General features: G+C 64.4%; 15 protein-coding genes and 1 pseudogene. 1 reads left to right on the top strand and 15 read right to left on the bottom strand.

Going from position 1 to position 15885, the window contains the following annotated elements; translation table 11 throughout:
- The 8 genes and pseudogenes from A39O_RS34935 to fur all read right to left on the bottom strand — a co-directional run.
- Positions 1–938 (bottom strand): annotated as a pseudogene (locus A39O_RS34935) (SAM-dependent DNA methyltransferase); the annotation flags it as partial.
- A complete protein-coding gene (locus A39O_RS0124110; protein ID WP_020507232.1) occupies positions 935–1342 on the bottom strand; it encodes a type II toxin-antitoxin system VapC family toxin in 408 nt (135 codons plus the stop codon). The gene A39O_RS0124110 and the pseudogene A39O_RS34935, both read right to left, overlap by 4 nt.
- An 8-nt stretch (positions 1343–1350) precedes the next feature.
- A complete protein-coding gene (locus tag A39O_RS0124115) occupies positions 1351–1617 on the bottom strand; it encodes an antitoxin (RefSeq protein ID WP_020507233.1) in 267 nt (88 codons plus the stop codon).
- A 53-nt stretch (positions 1618–1670) separates the two neighbouring features.
- Entirely contained in the window at positions 1671–5132 is a 3462-nt protein-coding gene (gene brxC, locus A39O_RS0124120) for a BREX system P-loop protein BrxC (RefSeq protein WP_020507234.1), read from the bottom strand.
- 31 nt (positions 5133–5163) lie between these two features.
- Positions 5164–5727 carry a BREX protein BrxB domain-containing protein gene (locus tag A39O_RS0124125; protein WP_020507235.1) on the bottom strand — a complete coding sequence of 188 codons (564 nt, stop codon included), beginning with the start codon at positions 5725–5727 and terminating at the stop codon, positions 5164–5166.
- Entirely contained in the window at positions 5717–6532 is an 816-nt protein-coding gene (locus tag A39O_RS0124130; protein WP_020507236.1) for a hypothetical protein, read from the bottom strand. Before A39O_RS0124130 ends, A39O_RS0124125 begins: the two co-directional genes overlap by 11 nt.
- The gene (bioA, locus tag A39O_RS0124135; RefSeq protein ID WP_020507237.1) at positions 6529–7821 is read right to left on the bottom strand and encodes an adenosylmethionine--8-amino-7-oxononanoate transaminase; all 1293 of its coding nucleotides are present in this window, start codon (positions 7819–7821) and stop codon (positions 6529–6531) included. The genes A39O_RS0124130 and bioA overlap by 4 nt, the downstream gene beginning before the upstream one ends.
- 293 nt (positions 7822–8114) lie before the next feature.
- Positions 8115–8531 carry a ferric iron uptake transcriptional regulator gene (fur, locus tag A39O_RS0124140; RefSeq protein WP_020507238.1) on the bottom strand — a complete coding sequence of 139 codons (417 nt, stop codon included), beginning with the start codon at positions 8529–8531 and terminating at the stop codon, positions 8115–8117.
- Positions 8532–8545: 14 nt separating this feature from the next.
- Between fur and A39O_RS0124145 the strand changes: the two genes are divergently transcribed.
- Positions 8546–9133: an outer membrane protein assembly factor BamE gene (locus A39O_RS0124145; protein ID WP_245561971.1), complete on the top strand. Its 588-nt coding sequence runs from the start codon at positions 8546–8548 to the stop codon at positions 9131–9133.
- A gap of 8 nt (positions 9134–9141) precedes the next feature.
- Here A39O_RS0124145 and A39O_RS0124150 read toward each other — a convergent pair whose 3' ends face one another.
- The 7 genes from A39O_RS0124150 to A39O_RS0124180 form a co-directional block, all read right to left on the bottom strand.
- Positions 9142–9495 carry an RnfH family protein gene (locus A39O_RS0124150; RefSeq protein ID WP_020507240.1) on the bottom strand — a complete coding sequence of 118 codons (354 nt, stop codon included), beginning with the start codon at positions 9493–9495 and terminating at the stop codon, positions 9142–9144.
- Positions 9488–9919: a type II toxin-antitoxin system RatA family toxin gene (locus tag A39O_RS0124155; protein ID WP_020507241.1), complete on the bottom strand. Its 432-nt coding sequence runs from the start codon at positions 9917–9919 to the stop codon at positions 9488–9490. The genes A39O_RS0124150 and A39O_RS0124155 overlap by 8 nt, the downstream gene beginning before the upstream one ends.
- A 3-nt stretch (positions 9920–9922) precedes the next feature.
- Positions 9923–11266: a phosphoglucosamine mutase gene (gene glmM, locus A39O_RS0124160; protein ID WP_020507242.1), complete on the bottom strand. Its 1344-nt coding sequence runs from the start codon at positions 11264–11266 to the stop codon at positions 9923–9925.
- Between the two features lie 135 nt (positions 11267–11401).
- Positions 11402–12268, bottom strand: a complete 867-nt coding sequence (gene folP, locus A39O_RS0124165; RefSeq protein ID WP_020507243.1) for a dihydropteroate synthase — start codon at positions 12266–12268, stop codon at positions 11402–11404.
- A gap of 20 nt (positions 12269–12288) precedes the next feature.
- Positions 12289–14211: an ATP-dependent zinc metalloprotease FtsH gene (ftsH, locus tag A39O_RS0124170; protein WP_020507244.1), complete on the bottom strand. Its 1923-nt coding sequence runs from the start codon at positions 14209–14211 to the stop codon at positions 12289–12291.
- A 147-nt stretch (positions 14212–14358) separates the two neighbouring features.
- Positions 14359–14979 carry a 23S rRNA (uridine(2552)-2'-O)-methyltransferase RlmE gene (gene rlmE, locus A39O_RS0124175; protein WP_026199712.1) on the bottom strand — a complete coding sequence of 207 codons (621 nt, stop codon included), beginning with the start codon at positions 14977–14979 and terminating at the stop codon, positions 14359–14361.
- Positions 14980–15024: 45 nt separating this feature from the next.
- Positions 15025–15885, bottom strand: a complete 861-nt coding sequence (locus A39O_RS0124180; RefSeq protein ID WP_245561972.1) for a hypothetical protein — start codon at positions 15883–15885, stop codon at positions 15025–15027.

Consider the following 15885-nt stretch of genomic DNA (forward strand, 5'->3'; position numbering starts at 1 on the left):
GGTGGGGCGCCTTGCGTAGTCAGGCCATCCTGGCCTGACCATTCGGTTCCCGCCGTTTGGGGGTTGCCAGGGCTGGAAGCCCTGACTACGCAGGCGCAGGCGCAAGCGGAAGCGCGGACGAAGCGGAGGTATTCAAGGGAGACGCCGGGGAGCGCGGCCTTGCGGCGCAACGCGTCCTCGGTCTCGGCGTCGCGCAGATCATCCGGGCTCAGGCGACGGGCCGCCCACCAAGCCCCGAGCGAATTGTGGAGCAGGAAGTCCACCATGTAGGGCTCGGTGAAGAGCTGGGTGACGGCGGGCAGTTCGTCCGCGCCGATCTTCACCTCGGAGGCGTTGACCTCATCCTTGCGCCTGGCCTGCCAGAACTGATAGACCCAGCCCAGGCTGTCGCTGGCCTGGAAGACCTCGGCAGGCAGGTCGGCCAGCAGCCGCTCCAACGCGCGCTGATGCTCCGGCGCGAAGGTCAGATCGAACACCGGGCTGTGCGGCTTGAACACTTGGGGCAACATGCGCGCGGCGAGCCGGCCGGCCAGTTCCCATTGGCTTTTGGCGCCCATGGCCAGGTCGGGGTGCTGGTCCACCAGGTCGCGGCAGTCGTCGAGCGACACCGGTGCGCCGGGCTCCCACAGCAGCAGGCCGTTTTCGGCCAGGAAGCGGGCAAAGAGCATCCGGTGCCAGTGCTCGTAGGCTGCCTCCCAGACCAGGCGCCGAACCTCCTGGGTGTCGTCCTGGTGCTTCGCGTCGCCCAAGGCGCGGCCGTTGGCGCGCAGGCGGCGGCGCAAGACCTTGAGGTCATCGGTCAGGTAGCCGGGTGCCTTGGCCTCGCCGACGGCGAGCTGCGCCAAGGCGGCACAGGCGGCCTGTTCGGCCACCTCGCGGGCGGTCTTGACAGTGTTTTCCAGTTGGGTACGCAGCGGCTTGGGCAGGGGGCTGCTCATGGCTCGCGTACCCAATTTTCTACGGTCAGGCCGGGATAGCCGACGAAATCCGCCTCATTGTTGGTGACCAGTGTCAGGCCGAAGCTACGGGCATGGGCGGCAATCAGGCGATCCATCACATCGCGCCGACGATCCTTGACGGCGGCCGCCAATTCACCATAGTGCTCTGCCGCCAAGGCGGGATAATCCAGAACAGGGACACGCGCAATCAGCCGCTTCAAGGCGCGGGCAGCGCTGTCCCGATCCACGCCGGCATAGCGCTCGACGCCATGCCAAAGCTCGGCATAGCTGATGACCGACATCACAGCATCACCCAGAGGCAAAGGCGCCAGGCGCGCCAGGACCTGCGGCGGATGCCGATCGATCAGGTGGATGCAGATGTTAGTGTCAAGCAGATAGCCCATGTGCCAGTCTACTCGGCAGCGGGCTGCTTGCCGGAAAAGGCGGACCAGTCGCGCTCCTTCTGCTCATGGAATTCGCGGCCCTCGGCCATGAAGCCCCGCGGAAATGCTGCCAGAATTGCCGTCAGATCGCCGATCGTTTCCTGCACCACCGGCCGCACCACCAGGGTGTTGCCGACGCGTTCGATCTCGACCTCCTGCACGGATTCGGCAAAGGCCAGCTCTTTGGGAATGCGTACGGCAAGCGAGTTACCGCTCTTGAAGATCCTGGTCACCATGAAAGTCTCCCCTGAAGAACAGACAATGTATATACAGGATATACCTGAAAGAACTATAAGGCCACCGGTCCGGTCTTGAGCTTCTCGCTCAGCAAGGCTTCCACCTCGGCCAGCCAGTCCCGCAACTCGGCCTCGTCGTTCAGGGTGCGCCGCGGGATGCTGACATGTATCACGTTCGGTTTGAGCAACTGCACCGCCGCATGGCGTACGGCATCGAAGCGGCTCGGCAAGGCCTGGGTCTTGGCGACCCAGTGGTCGAGATCGCAGTCGTCCAGCGCGTCCTGCACCTCCTCAGGCGTGCCCAGCGCGACCGCTGCCGGCGGGGTGAGGTGATGCTTGGCAATCAGATCGGCGCGCTGGGCGTCGCTCAGCCGGTTCCAGTCGGCATCCGCGGTCAGTTGCGCCTGAAGCGCCTGGAAGGCTGACCGGTAGGCGTCCAGCTTGGCATTGAGGGCCTGGCGCAGCAGGTCCACCATGCGGTCGAGCAGCGGGCGCACCGGGTCCGGCTCGGCCAGCAGACTGCGCTGCGCCGCGATGGCGTCGACCTCCGCCTTCAGCCCGGCATAAGGTCCCAGCGTCTTGGCGTGCCGCAGCAGGTCACCCAGCTTGTGCCAGACCGGCAGGCGCCGGGCGATCTCGTCGGCGGTCTTTACCCACCCCTTCGACAAGCCGGTGATCGCGTCGCCGCGGTTGTAAAGCTCCAGCAGCAGGGCGTTACCGGTCTGCCCCTCGACGGCCTCGATGGCGTCGAGCGTGGGCGTCTGCGGCGCCGGTGCGGCTCCCCCGGCCTTGCCGGCCTGCTCGCGCAGTCCGGCAAGCAGCGCGGGCACTTTGGCTTGTTCCTCCTTGGGCTGGCAAGGCACGCCGACGGCGCTGAACAACTGCCGAATCTTGATCAGTTGCGGCGGCGAAATGTTGATCGACTCACGCTGGAAACTGGCCTGGGTGAGTTTGGCGCGGTCCAGGCTCCGGGCATCGACCGGCTTGCCGGCCGCGTCCGTGGCCTTGAGGTGACCGGCGGCCAGCAGCGCATACAAGGCGCCGTCGATGGCGTCACGCGGCCATCCGTAGGGCGCACCCTCGAAGGTGTCGCGGACCTCGGCGCCCTTCTTACCGGGGCCGATAGAGGCGAGCAACCGCCGGCAAACGGGGTGCTTGTCGGCCTCCTGGGTATGGCCCACGGCCTTCAGCGCTTCGCGGTTGCCCTTACGCGCCTCATCGAGCACCTTGTCCCACTGGTCGTGGTCCGCTGCATCGAACTGGCTGAACAGGCGAATGGCGGAGGCCACGCCCGCGCGGTTGATACGCTCCGCCAGGTCGTTGCCGTCGGTGGCCTCCTGGCCGCCCGCCTGGAACACGCGGGCCTCGGTAAAGAGCTTGTCGAGCAGGGCGATCAGTGTCTTCTCGGCGGTGCGGCTGCGGCTCTCCATCGAGCGCTGCGCATCTTCACCCTCCCCGGGGGTGGGGGTGCCCTTCTTCTGCAGGGTGGTCCGCGCCGCCTCCAACGCGACGATGGCGTTGGCCAGCTCAGTCTTGTTGCGGGCCGGCAGAAAGACGAACAGCGTCGGGTTGTCGGCGCTCCTGGACTTCGCCTCGGCGATGACTGACTTCTCGTCGGACTGCCAGCCATCCTGGATCCACAGGTAGAGGCTCTTGTCGTGGTCTTTAGGCAGGGTTTCGTCATAGGTCGGGTGGAGCCTGCGCTCGACATTGTCTTTCCCCTGAACGACCCGGACCTTCTTCAGCACCTCGCCGAAACGCGCCTTCAAGAGGTCGGAACGCTTCTGCTCGATGCGCTGCGGGGCCGCCTTGAGTTCGACTTCCTGCACCCGGAACTCGTCGTACCAGGCGCTGGACTCGCGGGTTTGCAGGCGGTATTCGGTGCCGCTGCCGCCCGCCAGGGCCATGATCAGGCGGTCCTTGTTCTGCAGTTCGTCCAAGAGCGCGGGCAGCCGCTTGCGCAGTTCGCTGGAGCCGGCGCAGAGATCCGTCACCAGCAGGTCGGCCAGGACATCTTCGGTGGCCTTGAGACCTAAGTCCATGGCGGCATCGGCGGGCAGCTTGTTGATGAGGTACACGAGCTTGAGCAGCCGCGCCCGAAGCTGCGCATCGGCGTCGCCCGCGGCAAAGCGCTGGACGTTTTCGAACACTTCCTTCGGCAATTGGGCAGTCGAGACCAGGTTGGCGGCGATCTGGTCGTACAGAAAGTCGCCCGCGACCACGTGACCCAGCGGAGCGTCCGCGGTGGCCAGCACGGCCTCGTGCACCACGCGCAGTTGACTGCGCAGTTGCGACACGGTGCCGGTGGTATCGATGGTGCGCAGCACGCGCTCCCAGAAGCGCCGACGCACCGGCAGCAGTGGGTAGTCCGAAGTCATCAGGTCCTCGTCCGCCGGGACGTGTTCGAGCTTGGTGCCGTGCAGATGGCGGGAGATCTCGCCCAGGTTGGCGCGCCAGACCTGTTCGATCTGCGGCTGCGCGGTCGGTTTCTTGGCGAGGATGATCTGACGGGTGACGTTCTCCACGTCCCAGTCACCGAGCATGATCGGCACCGGGAAGCGCCCCATCAGCCGCTGCAGGTTGGGCATGCCCGACAGGGCGGACTGACCGGTGCCGACAAACAACAGCTTGCCCTTGAAGTGCTTACACAGGGTTTCGGTCAATTCCTGCACCTGGAAGGCACGCTCGGCATCCGCGCCGATGTATTGCTGCACCTCGTCGAGCACGATCAGGGTGAGCGGGAACTTGCCGTCGCTCGCCAGCGCCGACTCGATCGCGGTGACCAGCTGGTCGCTGCTGATATCGGTGACCTGCGGGAACTGCGCCTTCAGGAGACCGCGGGCGTCTTGCTCCGTATGGGCCAGATCCGGGCGAGCCTTGAGCAGCGACCGGGCCAGGTCGCTCGACACGTACATGTCCATCAGCTCCCGACCGAGCGTGCACCCTGCTTGTTGGAGCTCGCCTTCGACTGCCTCCAGCAGTCCTTCGCGCTTGAGCCACAGCACGCACTGGGCTTGGTTGTACTGTTCCGGCAACCCCTTGGACTTGAAAACGATCCCGAGCAGTGCCAGGCGCACCCGGTCGCCGGCGCCGGCGCCGAGCTTGCCGGCCGCCGCGTGCAGACCACCATGGCGCTTGCCTTGGATCGAGACCTCTTTCAAATGCTCAAATACCCCGGTCGGCAGCTTGGCGATGCTGCGCGCCGCCGCGCCGTCGGGGAAGCTGTAGTCCGTCCAGAGGGTACGCAGCATCTTCGCCAGGTGCGACTTGCCGCTGCCGTAGAAGCCGCTGATCCAGACGCCGGGCTGCTCGGTTTTCGTGTCCAGGTTGAGCAGGAACTTATCGAGGATGGTCTCCAGGCCCTTCTCGTACTGGCCGTCGCAGACGAAGGTCTCGAGCTCGTAACGCAGGACGGCCTGCGCAGCCTCGGAATAGTCCTCCGATACTTCCGCCACACCATTGTTGGCCAGACGGTTTTCCTGTGGCGGCTTGCTGTAGATGTCGCGGTTACGCATGTCGATCCCTGTTCTTGGATGGCTGTGCTGTTCAGTCTTTGGCAGTCAATGGGACGGCCAGGTAATTCCAGCCGTCCCGTGCGTCGAGTAGGCGGTAGCTGTGGTGCTCGGGATGATGCTCGCCGGGGAAGAACACCAAGAGCCGTCCGTTGATCGACGCTTTGATGCCCTCGACGACGGTCGACACGCGGGCGAGGCCGAACAGCGTGCCCACACCGAGCAACGCGACCACGGTGTCGGGTCCGCTCTCGGCCTCGATGCGGGTCTTGAGCCTGGCGACGAGATCGGCGACGAAGCCTGTCAGCTCGCCCGCCGGATACCCGGCCAGGTCTTCCGGACTCTCGAAATAGGCGTCACGGTACTTCTGCGCCATCATCCATTCCGGAAAGGCGTTCGTCAGGTCGATGAGGAGCCACTGCTTGCCGGCTTGCTGCGTGGCGAGCGCAAACTCGTCCAGGTTCGCCCGCAGGCGCAACTCGTCGGCCTTGTCGTACACCGCAAAAAGGACCCGCTGGATGGCGGCGAGTCCGGACTGCCATGGCACCCCGAGGTGCGCCCGGTAGGCGGCAGCCAGTTTCTGAACCCTAGACGACATGTGCCGCCTCCTGTCTGATGTGTTCTTCATCCGGGGTCAGATAGCCGGGAAACCGGACTTCCTTGACCCCCCCGGCACACATGAACACGAGCAGCCCGCGGTTTGCCGCGACGCTGGTCAGTGCGTCCAGCTCCGCGGGTGTGCCGCCCAGCACGGTCATCCATTCCGAGGAGAACAGCCGCTGGCCCGAGCGTCCTTCCAGATAGCCCAGGAACAGACTCAGTGCGACAACCTCGGCACGCAGCACGGGCAGGGACTTGATCTTGCGCCGGGATCCTTGCAGGAAGCCGGCAGCGGTCCAGGTGCCGGCCAGGTTGCGGGAAAATGACTTCAGCGATGCGGCGCTGAAGCGATCGGGGAAGGCGTCGGCCAGGAAGGCCGCCACGTCTTCAGGGGACACCAACACGCCGACGGGTCTGGACAACACGAAAGCCCTGGAGGCCCGCAGCAGCGGGTCTCGGGCCAGGGCCACCGTCAAGGCGAGCAGCGGCTGAGCCGCGGCATCCAAAGGCCACAGGCGCCGCAAGGCCCGAAAGAGCGGATTGACTGCATCGAGGCCATAGAGGGCGGCAAGATGCTTCAGCGACAGCGCGCGCGCCTTCTTCGTGGACTTTCCGAGCAGGTTGTCCGTGACGATCGCGGTCGCATACGCCTGCCGCGATGCTGCGGCAGGCGTGTGCGCCAGCAGCGTGCGCAGGTCGTCCAGCATCATCGTGCGCGCCGCATGAGGCCCGTTGACACCGAAACGAAAGCCCAGTCGGGTCAGGAGTGCCTGTCGTTGGTCCGGCCCAGCGGCTTCTATCACTCCCCAGGCACCCAATCGCCTTCAGCCACCACGCGCACGACCGCCGTGCAGAGGGCGTCGAGCTCGGCAGCGTCGATGACATAGGGCGGCATCAGATAGATGAGCCTGCCGAACGGCCGAATCCAGACGCCCAGGTCGACGAAGCGCTGCTGGATCGAACGCATCGGCACCGGGCTTGCCAACTCCACCACCCCAATGGCGCCGAGCACCCGCACATCGACGACGCCGGGGATATCGCGGCAGGGGGCAAGGCCCGCCTGCAGCGCCCGTTCGATCCGCCGGATACGCGCCTGCCAATCCGACTGAAGCAGCAGTTCGATACTGGCGTTGGCCACGGCACAGGCCAGCGGGTTGCCCATGAAGGTCGGGCCGTGCATGAAGACGCCTGGGTCACCCGCGCTGATCCCCTGCGCCACGCGCGCCGTCGCGAGGGTGGCGGCGAGGGTCATATAGCCTCCGGTCAGGGCCTTGCCGACGGTCATGATATCGGGGCTGATCCCGGCATGTTCGCAGGCGAACAGGGTTCCGGTCCGGCCGAACCCGGTCGCGATCTCGTCGGCAATCAACAGCACATCATGGCGGTCGCAGAGTGCGCGGACCGCACGCAAGTAATCAGGTGAGTAAAAGCGCATCCCGCCCGCGCCCTGGCAAATCGGCTCCAGGATCACCGCTGCCAGTTCATCCTGGTGACGGGCGATCAACGCGGCAAAGGCGTCGATGTGACGGGGCTCGCACGGCTCATCGAAACGACAGGCTGGCGCCGGGGCGAAGACCTGCTGCGGCAGGATCGCGCTGAACAGGTGGTGCATCCCGGTGACCGGATCGCAGACCGCCATGGCGCCGCAGGTGTCGCCATGGTAGCCGGAGCGGATGGTCAGCAGCCGGTGGCGCCGCGGTTGCCCCTGCGCCTGCCGGAACTGGATGGCCATCTTGATCGCCACCTCCACCGCGACCGATCCGGAGTCACACAGGAAAACATGCTGGAGCGGGGCCGGAGTCAGGTCGACCAGGTGTTTGATCAGCCGTACCGCGGGCGCATGAGTCAAGCCGCCGAACATGATGTGCGCCATGGCGGCGAGTTGATCGCGCACGGCCTGATTGAGGACCGGGTGGTTGTAGCCGTGAATCGCACACCACCAGGAGGACATGCCGTCAATCAGTTCGCGGCCGTCCGCCAGGCGGATGCGGCAGCCCTGGGCGGACTGGACCGGGTAGACCGGAGCGCCGGGAGCCGCGTAGGGGTGCCAGGCGTGGTCGCGATCGATCGAGAGCAGCTGGTCGATGTCCATGGTCTCGCTTGCGTCAGGTCGCTACGTAACCAGTCAATAACAAGTAAACACAATCGTTGTCGTTGTCGTTGTCGTTGTCGTTGTCGTAATCGAGTTTACGCGAGGCATCGATCGCACCAAGGCGTTTCCCTGTCCGAGCGTTACAAGCAGCGCAACGATGCGTTGGTCCCGTGCGCGGCGATCGAAGCCTTTCGAACGCTTGGCGACCTTGTACACGCAGGCGAACTCGCGCGTCACATTGAATCGCTTCTCCGATTACGACAACGACAACGACCGGGACGCCAGAGGCGTTCCTACGCTTTGGCCGCGCAGTCGGTACAAACCCCGTAGATGACCAGCGAGTGGTCCTCGATGTGGAATCCATGCTGGGCGGCGATGGCGCTTTGGCGCTCCTCGATCACGGCGTCCACGAACTCCACGACCCGGTTGCAACGCACACAGACGAGGTGGTCATGATGATCGCCGCTGTTCAGCTCGAACACCGACTGGCCGGTCTCGAAATGGCGGCGGCACACCAGGCCGGCACCCTCGAATTGGGTGAGGACCCGGTAGACCGTGGCCAGACCGATGTCGTCGCCGTTGGTCAGCAGTTCCTTGTAGACATCCTCGGCGCTCAGGTGTCGTCGCCCGCTGCGTTCGAGGATGCCCAGGATTTTCTCCCGTGGCCGGGTGACCTTCAGGCCCGCATCTTTGATCTGTTGATTGTCCATAGGTCTCCCGCGTGGTGAGCCGCGCCGCCACGGCGTTCGATGATAAGGGGGCGGGGCTGCTGTATCATGCACAGGATCACCCGCTCTTCTTCTATCATAGCAAGATGCGAAAGCTTCTCAGTTGTCTGTTTCTCTCCCTGCTGTCCCTCGTCACGTCGGTCTTGACCGGCTGTGCCGATGAGACAAAGCCGGACGTGTATCATAAGTCGCTGCTCGAAGACCTGCCGTTCGTGCATAAGATGACGGTGCAACAGGGCAACATCATCACCAAGGAGGAGGTCGATCAGCTCCAACCCGGCATGAACAAACGTCAGGTGCGTTATCTGCTCGGTACCCCCTTGCTGACCGATTTCTTCAACAGCGACCGCTGGGACTATGTCTACACCATCCGCCGCGGCCATGCGCCCGAGGAGCAGCGCAAGCTGACGGTGTTTTTCCAGGATGATGTCCTGGTCCGAACCGAGGGTAATGTGCGACCCGAACCAGGTGCGGCGACCGTCGATGACCCCAAGGAGATCATCGTTTCGGTGCCGGACTACCAGGAGCACAAAGGATGGATCGGACGCGGACTGGAAGCGGTTGGCATCGGGCGTAACAAGTAGGCTGCACATTACTCGCCCGCCTGGCGCAGCCGCTTGCCCTCCTCGGCCCGCCGCTTTCTCGCCTGCTTGGGGTCGGCGATCAGCGGGCGGTAGATTTCCGCGCGCTCCCCCTCCACCAGGATCTGATCCAGGTCGGTGACTCGGCCAAAGACCCCGACTTTATAGACCCCCAGGTCGATCTCCGGGCACTTGTCCAGCACGCCGGATTGCTCGATCGCCGCGCGCAGGGTGGTTCCGGGCTTGACTTCAAGGGGCCGGAAAAACTGCTCGAACGCCCCGACATAGGCCACCGACACCCGCACGCGCTCCCCACCCTGATGGCCGACCCGATCCACGAGCGGCTGAGCACCCTGCTCAGCCATACAGGTCATCCGCGCGTTTGCAGAAGGCATCCACCAGGGTATTGGCGATCTGGTTGAAGACGGCACCAAAAGCCTTGTCGATCAGTCGACCCGAGAACTCGAAGTCCAATTCCAACTCGACTTTGCAGGCGTCTTCGCGCAGGGGCGTGAAGCGCCAGCCGCCGTGCAGCTTGCGGAAGGGTCCGTCGAGCAGCGAAATGTCCATGCGCCGATCACGCTCGAAGCGGTTACAGGTGCTGAAGGTCTGGTGAATTCCCAGACGCGACACCTCGATCCGCCCGCAGATTTGCTCGGCCGTCTCGGAGATCACCGTCGTCCGCGCACACCAGGGTAAAAACTTTGGATAGGACCCGACGTCGTAAACCAGATCGAACATGCACTTGGCCGAGTGGGCGACCAATGCGCTTTTCTTGACGATGGCCACGAGTCAGACCGAGCCAGGCTGCTGGTTGCGCACCACGTCCGCCAGACCCTCGGCGAGGCGCTTGACCTGGTCGCCGTCCGCACCCTCCACCATGACCCGCACCAGCGGCTCGGTTCCGGAGGGCCGCAACAGCACCCGGCCCCGCCCCGCCAGCTCACGCTCGGCGATGAACACGGCATCCTGGACGGCCGGCAGATTCACCAGGTCCCGTTGCTCATTCAAGCGAATATTGATCAGGATCTGTGGGTACAGCGTCACCTCGGCGCACAGCGCGTCGAAGTCGGCATCCAACCGCTGTAAGGCGGCCAGCACCTGCAGCGCCGAGACAATGCCATCCCCGGTGCTGGTCCGGTCACGGCAGATGATATGCCCGGAAGGCTCGCCGCCCAGAACGCTATCGGTGCGCTTCATGTGCTCCATGATGAAGCGGTCGCCGACCGCGGTGCGGGCGAAACCGACACCGATCTTATGCAGGGCGTGCTCGAACCCGAGGTTGCTCATCAGGGTCCCAACCACCTCCCCGCGCAGCGTTCCTTCATGCAGACGCGCACGGGCGATGATATACAGGAGTTGATCGCCGTCGATCAACTGACCGCGGGAGTTGACCATCAGGACACGATCACCGTCACCGTCGAAGGCGATACCCAGGTCGGCGCCCTCGCGGACGACCGTCTCGCACAAGGCCTGGGGATGGGTGGAACCGACATTGTGGTTGATGTTGAGCCCATCGGGCTCGTTACCCATCGCCACCACCGTCGCCCCCAGCTCGTCGAACACATAAGGAGCCGTGTTGTAGGTTGCGCCGTGGGCGCAATCCACCACGATCTTGAGCCCATGGAAGTCCATGGCCGGGGGGATGGTGCTCTTGCAGAATTCGATATAGCGGCCATTGGCGTCCTCGATGCGCTTGACCTTGCCGAGCGCCGCCGCGTCGACGGTCCGCAACGGCTGTTCGAGTTCCGCCTCGATAGCCAGCTCGACCGCATCCGGCAACTTGTCGCCGTCGGCCGAGAAGAACTTGATGCCATTGTCCTGATACGGATTGTGCGACGCCGTGATGACGATCCCCGCACAGGCGCGGAAGGTGCGGGTGAGATAGGCCACGCCCGGAGTGGACATCGGACCCAACAGTCGGATATTGACGCCGGACGCGACCAAGCCGGCCTCCAGGGCCGACTCGAACATATAACCCGAGATCCGGGTGTCTTTACCGATCAGGATCTTGGAACCGGCGCCATGACCGAGTACCCGACCCGCGGCCCAGCCCAGCTTGAGTACGAAATCAGGGCTGATGTTAGCCTCGCCGACCCGACCGCGAATCCCATCGGTACCGAAATATTTGCGCATGACTTCTCGCCTGAAGACGAATGGACAGGAGTGGCCCCTGTCGTTGTTGGTTGTTCGTTTCTCGTAACCCGATGCGTGATAATCCTTAACAAAAACCGAAAACCGAAAACTCAAAACCGTTCCGTAGCGATCGGATCAGGAGCGGCCCGCCTGATGACGCGCGTCCGCGGCCCCGCGGCTACGCACCGCATCCCAGACCGCCACCGCGTCCCGGGTCTCGGCCACATCGTGCACGCGCAGGATCGTCGCACCTCGCTCCAAAGCCAGGACGGCGGCGGCGAGACTCGCCGCCAGGCGTTCATCCGGCGAGCGACCGGTCAGAGATCCAATCATGGACTTGCGCGACAGACCAACCAAGACCGGCACCCCCAGGTCGGCGAAGACCTCGAGATGGGCCAGCAGGCTGAGATTATGTTCCAGTTTCTTACCGAAACCGAAGCCTGGATCAATGATCAGGCGCTCCCGCGGGACACCGGCGCGAACGCACTGATCGATGCGCTCGGCCAGAAAGCGGTAAACCTCAGCCACGACGTCGGTGTACGCGGGCGCTGTCTGCATCGACCGCGGCTCACCGGCCATATGCATCAAACAGACCGGCACGCCGAGTTGTACCGCGGCAGCCAGCGCCTCGGGGGTACGCAAGGCACACACGTCATTGATCAGGCCAGCGCCCGCGGCGACCGCCGCGCGCATGACCTGCGGCTTGGAGGTATCCACTGAAAGCGGCACCGGAAGTGACCCGGCCAAGGCCGCGATCACCGGGATGACCCGCTCCAGTTCCTCTTGGAGACTCACCGGATCGGCACCGGGGCGGGTGGACTCACCGCCGACGTCGATCAGGTCGGCACCCGCCTCGACCATCGCCCAGGCGTGCGCGCAGGCGGCGCTTGGATTGGAGAAACGTCCCCCGTCGGAGAAGGAGTCCGGGGTCACGTTGAGGATGCCCATGACCCGCGGCCGCGCAAGGTCGATCACACGGCCGCCGCAATCGAGTTGGCGCATGCTGTGCCTGGGTCGCCCGCTCAGTGCTCGCTGGCCGGGCGGCCCAGAGGGGTCTCATCGGCCGTTCGGCCCCGGCCAAGGTCTTCGTCCGCACGCGTCGGCTGCCCGGAGCGGGTCGGCTCCTCATCATTCCAGTCCTTGGGCGGGCGCGGCGTGCGCCCGGCCATGATGTCGTCGATCTGGTCGGCATCGATGGTCTCGAACTTGATCAGTGCGGCGGCCATGGCGTGGAGCTTATCGACGTTCTCGGTCAGCAGCGTCCGCGCCCGCTCATAATTGCGGTCGATGAAGCGGCGGATCTCGTCATCGATCAGGTGCGTGGTCTCATCCGAGACGTTCTTGTGCTGGGTCACCGAGTGGCCCAGGAACACCTCCTGCTCCTCCTCACTGTAGGTCAGGGGTCCGAGACGATCCGACAGACCCCACTTGGTGACCATACTGCGGGCGATATCGGTGGCCCGATGGATGTCATTCTGGGCACCGGTGGTCACACTGTCGGCCCCGAAAATCAGTTCCTCCGCCACGCGCCCGCCGAACAGACTGGAGATACTGCTCTCCAGGCGTTGTTTGCTGTAGCTGAAACGGTCATCCTCGGGCAGGAACAGGGTCACCCCGAGCGCGCGCCCGCGCGGAATGATACTCACCTTATGCACCGGATCGTGTTCCGGAACCAGCCGGCCAACGATCGCATGACCGGACTCATGATAGGCGGTCAGGCGCTTCTCCTCATCGGACATGACCATCGAACGCCGTTCAGCGCCCATCATGATCTTGTCCTTGGCCTTCTCCATGTCCTCCATGTCGACCAGTTTCTTGTTGCCGCGGGCCGCGAACAGCGCGGCCTCGTTGATCAGGTTCGCCAGATCGGCGCCCGAGAACCCAGGCGTCCCGCGCGCCAGCACCGACGCCTTCACATCCTCCGCGGCCGGAATCTTGCGCATGTGCACCTTGAGGATCTGCTCGCGCCCGCGCACGTCAGGCAACGGCACCACCACCTGGCGGTCGAAGCGTCCGGGCCGCAGCAAGGCTGGATCCAGGACATCCGGGCGGTTGGTGGCAGCGATGACGATGACGCCCTCGTTGCCCTCGAATCCGTCCATTTCAACCAGCAATTGGTTGAGGGTCTGCTCGCGCTCGTCATGACCGCCGCCCAGGCCGGCGCCGCGGTGACGCCCGACCGCATCGATCTCATCGATGAAGATGATGCAGGGGGCATGTTTCTTGGCCTGCTCGAACATGTCGCGCACCCGCGACGCACCGACACCGACGAACATCTCGACAAAGTCCGAGCCGGAGATGGTGAAAAACGGGACCTTGGCCTCGCCGGCGATGGCCCGCGCCAGCAGCGTCTTGCCGGTACCCGGCGGGCCGACCATCAGGACGCCCTTGGGGATCTTGCCGCCGAGCTTCTGGAATTTGGACGGGTCACGAAGAAAATCGACCATCTCCGAGACCTCGTCCTTAGCCTCCTCGGCCCCGGCGACGTCCTGGAAGGTGACCTTGACCTGATCCTCGGAGAGCATCCGCGCCCGGCTCTTGCCGAACGACATGGCACCGCGCCCGCCGGCGCCGCCCTGCATCTGACGCATGAAAAAAATCCACAGCCCGATGAGGATCACGAGCGGGAGCCAGTTGACCATCAGTTGCATCAGGATCGACGGTTTCTCAGGTGGCGCCGCCTTGATGATGACATTGTTGTTCAGCAGATCGCCGACCAAACCGGCATCACCCGGACTATAGGTCGTGAACGATTGGCCCGCACCGTTGACGCCCTGGATGGTACGTCCCTGGATGGTGACCTCTTTCACCTCACCCTGCTTGACCTGTTCGATGAAATCGGAGTAGGTCAAACCGCGCGGCGCGGATCGAGTCGTCGTAAAATTATTGAAGACGGACATCAGCACGACGGCGATGACCACCCACAGAATCAGATTCTTCGCCATATCGCTCACGGCATCTGGCCTCTGGTCAAATAGGTGCCTGGGCAGCGGCACTTGGCTCGAGTGAAGGAAAGTAACACCGTTGGGGTGTCGAAGAAAGGTGCCTGCCACCCGCCGGACTCTCGACTGATAGGGAGTTGGGGATTTTTCCTAGACTTTGAAGCCCTTCCCCACCAGATAAAGCTCCCGGCTCGCGGCCCGCGAGGACTTGGGCTTACGACTCGCAACCTGACCGAAACTGCCGCGCAATAGTCGCATCACCGCGTCGAACCCTTCACCTTGAAACGCTTTGACCACCAGGCTGCCGCCCGGTTTCAGGCATTCGCGGGCAAACTCCAGGGCGAGTTCCACCAGATAGATCATGCGGGGCTGATCGACCGCGGACGTACCGGAAATATTCGGCGACATGTCCGACAACACGAGGTCCAAAGGCGCATCGCCCAGACTGAGGCGCAGTTGCTCCAGAACGGCCGGCTCACGGAAGTCCCCCTGGAGGAATTGCACTCCCGCCAGCGGTTCGATGTCGAGCAGATCGAGCGCATAGACCGCACCGCGCCCACCCACCAGACGGGCCGCAATCTGCGACCAACTCCCCGGTGCCGCGCCCAGGTCGACGACGCGCATCCCGGCCGCCAGCACCCGATCCTTCTCCTGAATTTCCAGAAGTTTGTAGGCCGCACGCGAACGGTAACCCTCCTGCTGGGCGCGTTTGACATAGGGGTCACTGAACTGGCGGTCGAGCCAGCGGCGGCTGGATTTACTGCGGGCCATGGGCGGCTGGAGCATCCTGTTGACAAGAATCGGTGGTGCCGCGGCTCAAATGTCGTGGACCCAGGAAAAACCGAAGACTTCAAGCAGCGTGCCCGCCACGGCACCGCCGAAGATGCCGCCGAGCATGGCAAGCTGCAGATCGGGGTAAACCGCACGGCTGACCTCGACCGCCAGACCGGCGGACTCACCGAGCAGCGGGCCGGCCATGATCCAAATACTGCCGGACGCGATTCCGGCCAGGGTCGCCAACGCCAGCGACGCGACCAGCTTGCAGGGTCCACCCGTACCGCCCACCCGGCGACTCAGCAGGACCCACCAGCGCACGCCCGCCACGTACAAGATGCCGTTGGCGCTCACCAGGACAGCCAGGAGCGCGAAGGGAGAAAACGCGGATGGATGGAGCGGCTCCGCCACCGCGAGCACGCCCCCACAGATCGCACCCGTCGCCAGTCCGGCCATGACCTTGCCGGGGACCTGCCGCGTGCAGTGTTGCGGCACTGCCATCAACAATCCCAGCACGGTGGCCACACCGGCAGCGACCAGGATGGAGGCTTCGAACGAGATCAGGTGCGACGCCGTAGTCAGCAACAGCAAGCCGACAATGACGCCGACACCAGTACCCACCAACGCCAGTTCGCGCGCCCCATACAGCGCGGCACCGGCCGCACCGGCCAGGGCCGCGGCCCCGACGTACGTCATGGGACCGGCACCGAGCCGTTCGAGGATCGCCACCAGGGCGAGGAACAGAGGCGCGTAGATAAGTCCGATAATGCCCCAGACGATCCCGCGCACCAGGATCAACTGGCGCCTCTTCGTGTGCGCAGGCTGCCGGGTGTCGGGGTGCTGAGGGTCCACGAGCGAGGAAGACGATGAACGCAGGACCGCTGCCTGCTGTGCGACGGCCAT

This window comes from Lamprocystis purpurea DSM 4197 (assembly GCF_000379525.1).
In the GTDB taxonomy this organism is placed as follows: Bacteria; Pseudomonadota; Gammaproteobacteria; order Chromatiales; family Chromatiaceae; genus Thiodictyon; species Thiodictyon purpureum.